This window comes from Mycolicibacterium sp. P4_G11 (assembly GCF_056555145.1).
On the sequence record NZ_JBFUJW010000011.1, the window covers coordinates 119583 to 126241 of the forward strand.

Consider the following 6659-nt stretch of genomic DNA (forward strand, 5'->3'; position numbering starts at 1 on the left):
CTACGGTGTGCGCCCTTTCGAATCGCGGTGGGTGGAATCTGCCGAGCCCCGTCGGGAGCGTTAGGTGGACGCCAACCGCAGATGCAGTCGATGATGTGCGAATGGTGCTGCCACACACTGACAAGTCGGGACAATCCAGCGACCCCGGCCACATCTTGGCGAACGGCCACGGGATTCCACACCTTGCCGCCGCCGGCGACGACTCGGTGACCGGCGGTGCGATCTCGACGGCGGTCCGTACGCCGTTTCCACCGATCGCGGACTACGCTTTCCTGTCCGACTGCGAGAACACCTGCCTGATCTCCTCGGCGGGGTCGGTGGAGTGGATGTGCGTGCCGCGGCCGGACTCCCCCAGCGTCTTCGGCTCGATCCTGGATCGCGGTGCCGGCCATTTCCGGCTGGCGCCCTACGGGGTGACGGTGCCGTCGGCGCGGCGGTACCTGCCGGGCTCGTTGATCCTGGAGACCACCTGGCAGACGCACACCGGCTGGGCCATCGTGCGTGACGCCCTCGTGATGGGGCCGTGGCACGACATCGAGACCCGCTCGCGCACCCACCGTCGTACGCCGATGGACTGGGACGCCGAGCACATCCTGCTGCGCACCGTCCGCTGCGTCAGCGGCACGGTCGAGTTCGTCATGAGCTGTGAGCCGTCGTTCGACTACCACCGCGAAAGCGCGGCCTGGGAGTACTCGGCCGCCGCCTACGGCGAGGCGATCGCGCGGGCCGGCAAGAACCCGGAGGCGCATCCGACGCTGCGGCTGACCACCAACCTGCGGATCGGGTTGGAAGGTCACGAGGCGCGGGCCCGGACCCGGCTGACCGAGGGCGACAAGGTGTTCGTCGCGCTGTCGTGGTCCAAGCACCCGGCGCCGCAGACCTTCGAAGAGGCCTCGGACAAGATGTGGAAGACCAGCGAGGCGTGGCGGCAGTGGATCAACGTCGGTGACTTCCCGGATCACCCGTGGCGGTCGTATCTGCAACGCAGCGCGCTGACCCTCAAGGGGCTGACCTACTCCCCGACCGGCGCCCTGCTGGCGGCCAGCACCACGTCACTGCCGGAAACGCCTCAGGGCGAACGGAACTGGGACTACCGGTACTCGTGGATCCGCGACTCGACGTTCGCGCTGTGGGGTCTGTACACCCTGGGGCTGGACCGCGAGGCCGACGACTTCTTCTCGTTCATCGCCGACGTCTCCGGCGCCAACAACGGTGAGCGCCATCCCCTTCAGGTGATGTACGGCGTCGGCGGCGAGCGCAGCCTGGTCGAGGAGGAACTGCACCACCTGTCGGGCTACGACTACTCGCGGCCGGTGCGGATCGGCAACGGCGCCTACAACCAGATGCAGCACGACATCTGGGGCACCATGCTCGATTCGGTGTACCTGCACGCCAAATCCCGCGAGCAGATTCCCGAGATGCTCTGGCCGGTGCTGAAAAACCAAGTGGAAGAAGCGGTCAAGCACTGGAAGGAACCCGACCGCGGCATCTGGGAGGTGCGCGGCGAACCGCAGCACTTCACCTCCAGCAAGATCATGTGCTGGGTGGCGCTGGACCGTGGCTCGAAACTCGCTGAGCTGCAAGGGGAAAAGTCCTACGCACAACAGTGGCGCAAGATCGCCGACGAGATCAAGGAAGACGTCCTGACGCACGGCGTGGACAAGCGCGGCGTGCTGACCCAGCGCTACGGCGACGACGCCCTGGACGCCTCTCTGCTGCTGGCGATCCTCACCCGGTTCCTGCCTGCGGACGACCCGCGGGTGCGTGCGACGGTGCTCGCCATCGCCGAGGAACTCACCGAGGAAGGTCTGGTGCTGCGCTACCGCACCGAGGAGACCGACGACGGATTGTCCGGCGAGGAAGGCACTTTCACCATCTGTTCGTTCTGGCTGGTGTCGGCGCTGGTCGAGATCGGCGAGGTGAGCCGGGCCCGGCACCTGTGCGAGAAACTGCTGTCATTCGCCAGCCCGCTGCACCTGTACGCCGAGGAGATCGAGCCGCGCACCGGCCGGCATCTGGGCAACTTCCCGCAGGCGTTCACCCACCTGGCGTTGATCAACGCCGTCGTGCACGTGATCCGCGCCGAGGAGGAAGCCGACAGCAGCGGCGTGTTCCAGCCCGCGAACGCGCCTATGTAACGCGCGATTTCGGCGTGATTCGTGACGGTCACCGTTACGAATCACGCCGAAACCACGGGTCAGAACGTGAGCTCGAAGTCGATGACGGTCGGGGTCGGCACGGCGAGTGCGACGGGCGTCAGGCTGCTGTCGTATGCCACGCCGGTGATGACCCGGCCGCCGAATCCGTTCTGTGCCGCAGGCACACTCGCGGTGACGGTCACGCGGCGAACCGCAGGCGCGGGACGCAGATAGATGTCGCTGCCGGGGACCACCGGCGTGGTGATGGGCTCCCCTGCCGCGTCGACGAGGGTGCCGCCCACAGCAGTGAGCGCGGCGGCGTCGGTGGCCTCGAACCGGAACGGGCCGACGATGTCGCCGACCACCGCGCGGTCGGCGATCAGCCGCGGCACCACTGTCAGGCTCCGGGCCGCCTCGGCACCGGCGACGAGGTAGTTGTACAGCGCGACAACGCGTTCGGCGTTGCGGTAGTTGCCGGACCCGTCGAGGGTGAAGCTCACCTCTTCGATATCGACGAATGCGTCGCGGTCGGCGAGCACCTGCAGCCGGTAGAAGCGGTACCCGCGGTGCTGACGGCCCGGGCGGCTGTCCGATGCGGTGGCCCCGACTCCGATGCCCCGGCGGTGGCGCCCGTAACCGGCCGCGACGTTGAGCCCCGACGCGGCGACGTCGCGCCACGACGTGCCGTCGACCGACTTCTGCAGCACCAGCGAGACCGCGGCGTCGCTGGTCAACTCGACGGTGTAGCTGCCCAACTGGGGCTCGCCGTCAAACTCGAAGGTGACGGCGCCCGGCTCCTGGGTGACGGCGACGGGAACATTGAGCGGGCGGTTGTCCAACCGCAGGCCGTTGGTGAAATGCCAGATCGCGGCCTGCGTCGCGGCAATGGCCTCGTGCTCGGCCAGGTGCGCGTCACCGCTCAGGTGGCCGGCCGCCCGGACCCGACGGCTCAGCGCGGCGGTGCCCAGCGTGGGGTACGAGTTGCGGATGATCCAGTCCACCTCGGCCTCGAAGGCGCGCGCTGCCACGTTGGGGACCGCCGACCAGTTCGCGGGCCGGTACTGCGAGGGCCGGGTCGGGGCCACTCCGAGGAAGTCCAGCGAGTACGCGTCGATGTTCGGATTGAGCCGGATCAGGTCGGTGCGCGCGCTGGTCCCGTCCGCGAACACCACGGTGTCGACGGTCGACGAGTACGTGCCGCCGCGGTACCGGGTCATCCGGGTGACCTCGGCGTCCCGGCGCACGGTCCGGCGGACCGCCACGGAGGTGCGGGTGGATTCGAGCAGAGAGGAAGACATTGCTGTGTTGCTTTCTGGAGGCTGTGAACAGCGCGTATACGTGCTCCGCCAGAAGATGGGCGGGCAGAACGCAGAGGGCCGGCGTCAGAAAATCAACAACAACAACACGGCACGACGAAGCAGCGCCGCATGGGCATGCGCAGCGATCCGTCGTGGGTCATGCCGCCTACCATACGGCACTCGCGCGGAAAAGCCACGGCCGAATTCGTCACAGCAAATCGGGTTATAACCGTGATGCGCGCTAACCCTGTGGGAACCCCAACAAAGCCGTAACGTGGCCGCCGCATCCCCCAACACACCGACCCGTCGGAGGTAGCTTCATGACGTCTGCGCAGAACGAATCGCAGGCCCTCGGCGATCTCGCCGCAAGGCAGCTTGCCAATGCCACCAAGACAGTTCCACAACTGTCGACCATCACCCCGCGATTCCTGCTGCACCTGCTGAGCTGGGTGCCTGTCGAGGCCGGCATCTACCGCGTCAACCGCGTGGTCAACCCCGAGCAGGTCGCCATTGCGGCCGAGCAGGGTTCGGGCAACGAGGACCCGTTGCCGGAGACCTACGTCGACTACGAGACCAGCCCCCGCGAGTACACGCTGCGCTCCATCTCGACGCTGCTCGACGTGCACACCCGGGTCTCCGACCTGTACTCCAGCCCGCACGACCAGGTCGCCCAACAGCTGCGGCTGACCATCGAGACCATCAAGGAGCGCCAGGAGTCCGAGCTGATCAACAACCCGGAGTACGGGTTGCTGTCGCAGGTCACCCCCGAGCAAACGATCCAGACGCTGCGCGGCACCCCGACCCCGGACGATCTCGACTCGCTGATCACCAAGGTGTGGAAGACCCCCGCGTTCTTCCTCACCAACCCGCTCGGCGTGGCGGCGTTCGGCCGGGAAGCCACCCGTCGCGGCGTGCCGCCACCAGTGGTCAGCCTGTTCGGCGCCCAGTTCATCACCTGGCGCGGCATCCCGATCATCCCGTCGGACAAGGTGCCGGTCGTGGACGGGAAGACGAAGTTCGTCCTGGTCCGCACCGGTGAGGAGCGCCAGGGTGTCGTCGGCCTGTTCCAGCCGGGCCTGGTCGGCGAGCAGGCCCCGGGCCTGTCGGTGCGCTTCACCGGCATCAACCGGTCGGCGATCGCGTCCTACCTGGTCACCCTGTACTCGTCGCTGGCGGTGCTCACCGACGACGCACTGGCGGTCCTCGAGGACGTCGGAGTGGACCACTTCCATGAGTACAAGTGACCTGCCGCTGAGCGAGGACGCCCTGTCGGCACTGGCCAGCCAGCTGTTCGCCACCAGCTTCCGCCCCGGACCGGACAGCCCGCCGGTGACCACCCAGGTGGCACCGCGCGGGGTGGCCCCGGATGCCACCACGGCGACGTCGGCGGGCGCCACCGCCGCCGGTCTGGCACACCCGGGGACCCCCGGCGAGTTCGTGTCGGTGCCGGAGGTACTGGTTCCGGCGCCGACTTCGCCTGGGCCGGAAGGGATTCCGCCGGGCACGGCACCGGTCGCGCCGCGCGGTAACGCGGTGAGTCCGGTCGCGCCGTTCGGTGGGTTGGAGGCGTTCGCGGTACCGACGGGCCTGGTCCCGACGGTGCCGGGTGTACTGGCTTCGGGTCCGCCATCCGCTCCCCCCGCTCCACGAGGGAGTGCTCCGACCTGGCCGGGGACGGTGCCGTCGGTGCCGGATCTGGGATGGTCGGGAGCACCGGCGCCGTCCGAGGATGCCGGGAGTTACTACTTCCTGCAGTCCCCTGCGGCGGCTCCTGAGCCGGTCGAGCCCGTCCCATCCATCCCCGACGATCACGAGGTCTTCGATGTCCACGCGATCCGCGCCGATTTCCCGATCCTCAAGGAGACGGTCAACGGCAAGCCGCTGATCTGGTTCGACAACGCGGCCACGACGCAGAAGCCACAGTCGGTCATCGACCGGCTGGCGTACTTCTACGCCCACGAGAACTCGAACATCCACCGCGCCGCACACGAGTTGGCGGCGCGGGCGACGGACGCCTACGAGGACGCCCGCGAGGCGGTACGGCGGTTCATCGGGGCGTCGAAGACCGAGGAGATCATCTTCGTCCGCGGCACCACCGAGGCCATCAACCTGGTGGCCTACTCGTGGGGTGGCAAGCACCTGGGACCGGGTGACGAAATTGTCATCACTCACCTCGAGCATCACGCCAATATCGTTCCGTGGCAACTGATTGCGCAGCAGACGGGCGCGGTCATCAAGGTCGCCCCGGTCGACGACGCCGGCAACCTGCTGCTCAGCGAGTTCGAGGACCTGCTGGGCCCGCGAACGAAACTGGTTGCGGCCACGCAGGTCTCGAACGCACTGGGCACGGTGACACCGGTCAAGACGATCGTCGAGCTGGGTCACCGCTACGGGGCCAGGGTGCTGATCGACGGGGCCCAGTCCGTCCCGCACATCCCGATCGATGTGGCCGAACTCGGCGCGGATTTCTTCGTGTTCTCCGGGCACAAGATCTTCGGGCCGACGGGCATCGGGGTGCTGTACGGACGCGAGGACGTGCTCGCCGAAACCCCGCCCTGGCAGGGTGGCGGCAACATGATCGCCGACGTGACGCTGGAGCGTTCGGTGTTCCAGGGTCCGCCGAACAAGTTCGAGGCCGGCACCGGCAACATCGCCGATGCGGTCGGACTCGGTGAGGCGATCCGGTACGTGGAACGCATTGGCATCGAACGGATTGCGGCCTACGAGCACGCCCTGCTGGAGTACGCCACCCCACGGTTGGCGGCCATTCCAGGAGTCCGACTGGTGGGCACGGCCGACGAGAAGGCCAGCGTGCTGTCCTTCGTGCTGGCCGGGCACGAACCGTTGGAGGTCGGCAAGGCGCTCAACGCCGAGGGCATCGCGGTGCGGGCCGGGCACCACTGCGCCCAGCCCATCCTGCGGCGCCTGGGACTCGAAGCGACGGTGCGTCCGTCGTTCGCGTTCTACAACACGTTCGAGGAGATCGACGTGTTCATCGACGCGGTCCGCCGGATCGCAGAGGGCTCGCCTTAGCCCTCACAAGCAGTCGTGAAGACCCCCAATTCCTGCAGGAGTGAAGTGGTCCCCGAAAGTTGGACTCTGACTTTGGGAGCTTAGGACTTAAGGGCCTGGGCCCGGTATTGGACCGGGCTCAGGCCCTTGAGTTTTGTCGAGATGCGTTCGGTGTTGTACCAGCGGATGTAGCCCTCGAGCGCGGTGGTGA

Annotated in this window: 5 protein-coding genes; 3 read left to right on the forward strand and 2 right to left on the reverse strand. The window is 67.6% G+C overall.

Translation table 11 applies throughout. From position 1 onward, the window contains the following. Positions 1–101: 101 nt before the first annotated feature. Entirely contained in the window at positions 102–2138 is a 2037-nt protein-coding gene (locus AC1U2B_RS23540) for a glycoside hydrolase family 15 protein (protein ID WP_192830199.1), read from the forward strand. Positions 2139–2197: 59 nt separating this feature from the next. Here the strand turns inward: AC1U2B_RS23540 and AC1U2B_RS23545 are convergent, their stop codons facing one another. Beyond that, positions 2198–3436 (reverse strand): thioester domain-containing protein, encoded by a 1239-nt coding sequence (locus tag AC1U2B_RS23545; protein ID WP_480218682.1) that lies wholly within the window; start codon positions 3434–3436, stop codon positions 2198–2200. Between the two features lie 320 nt (positions 3437–3756). Here AC1U2B_RS23545 and AC1U2B_RS23550 point away from each other — a divergent pair, with 320 nt between their 5' ends. Then, positions 3757–4680: a family 2A encapsulin nanocompartment shell protein gene (locus AC1U2B_RS23550; protein ID WP_043985206.1), complete on the forward strand. Its 924-nt coding sequence runs from the start codon at positions 3757–3759 to the stop codon at positions 4678–4680. Continuing rightward, positions 4667–6469, forward strand: a complete 1803-nt coding sequence (locus AC1U2B_RS23555) for a family 2A encapsulin nanocompartment cargo protein cysteine desulfurase (RefSeq protein ID WP_480218683.1) — start codon at positions 4667–4669, stop codon at positions 6467–6469. Before AC1U2B_RS23550 ends, AC1U2B_RS23555 begins: the two co-directional genes overlap by 14 nt. Positions 6470–6549: 80 nt before the next feature. Here the strand turns inward: AC1U2B_RS23555 and AC1U2B_RS23560 are convergent. Further along, positions 6550–6659: IS3 family transposase (locus AC1U2B_RS23560; protein ID WP_480217911.1), on the reverse strand; the 110-nt coding region annotated here is incomplete at its 5' end.

Bases quoted from the DNA above. Each gene is read 5' to 3' on its own strand.
- AC1U2B_RS23540 (WP_192830199.1), top strand. From the start codon at position 102: ATGGTGCTGCCACACACTGACAAGTCGGGACAATCCAGCGACCCCGGC.
- AC1U2B_RS23545 (WP_480218682.1), bottom strand. From the start codon at position 3,436: ATGTCTTCCTCTCTGCTCGAATCCACCCGCACCTCCGTGGCGGTCCGC.
- AC1U2B_RS23550 (WP_043985206.1), top strand. From the start codon at position 3,757: ATGACGTCTGCGCAGAACGAATCGCAGGCCCTCGGCGATCTCGCCGCA.
- AC1U2B_RS23555 (WP_480218683.1), top strand. From the start codon at position 4,667: ATGAGTACAAGTGACCTGCCGCTGAGCGAGGACGCCCTGTCGGCACTG.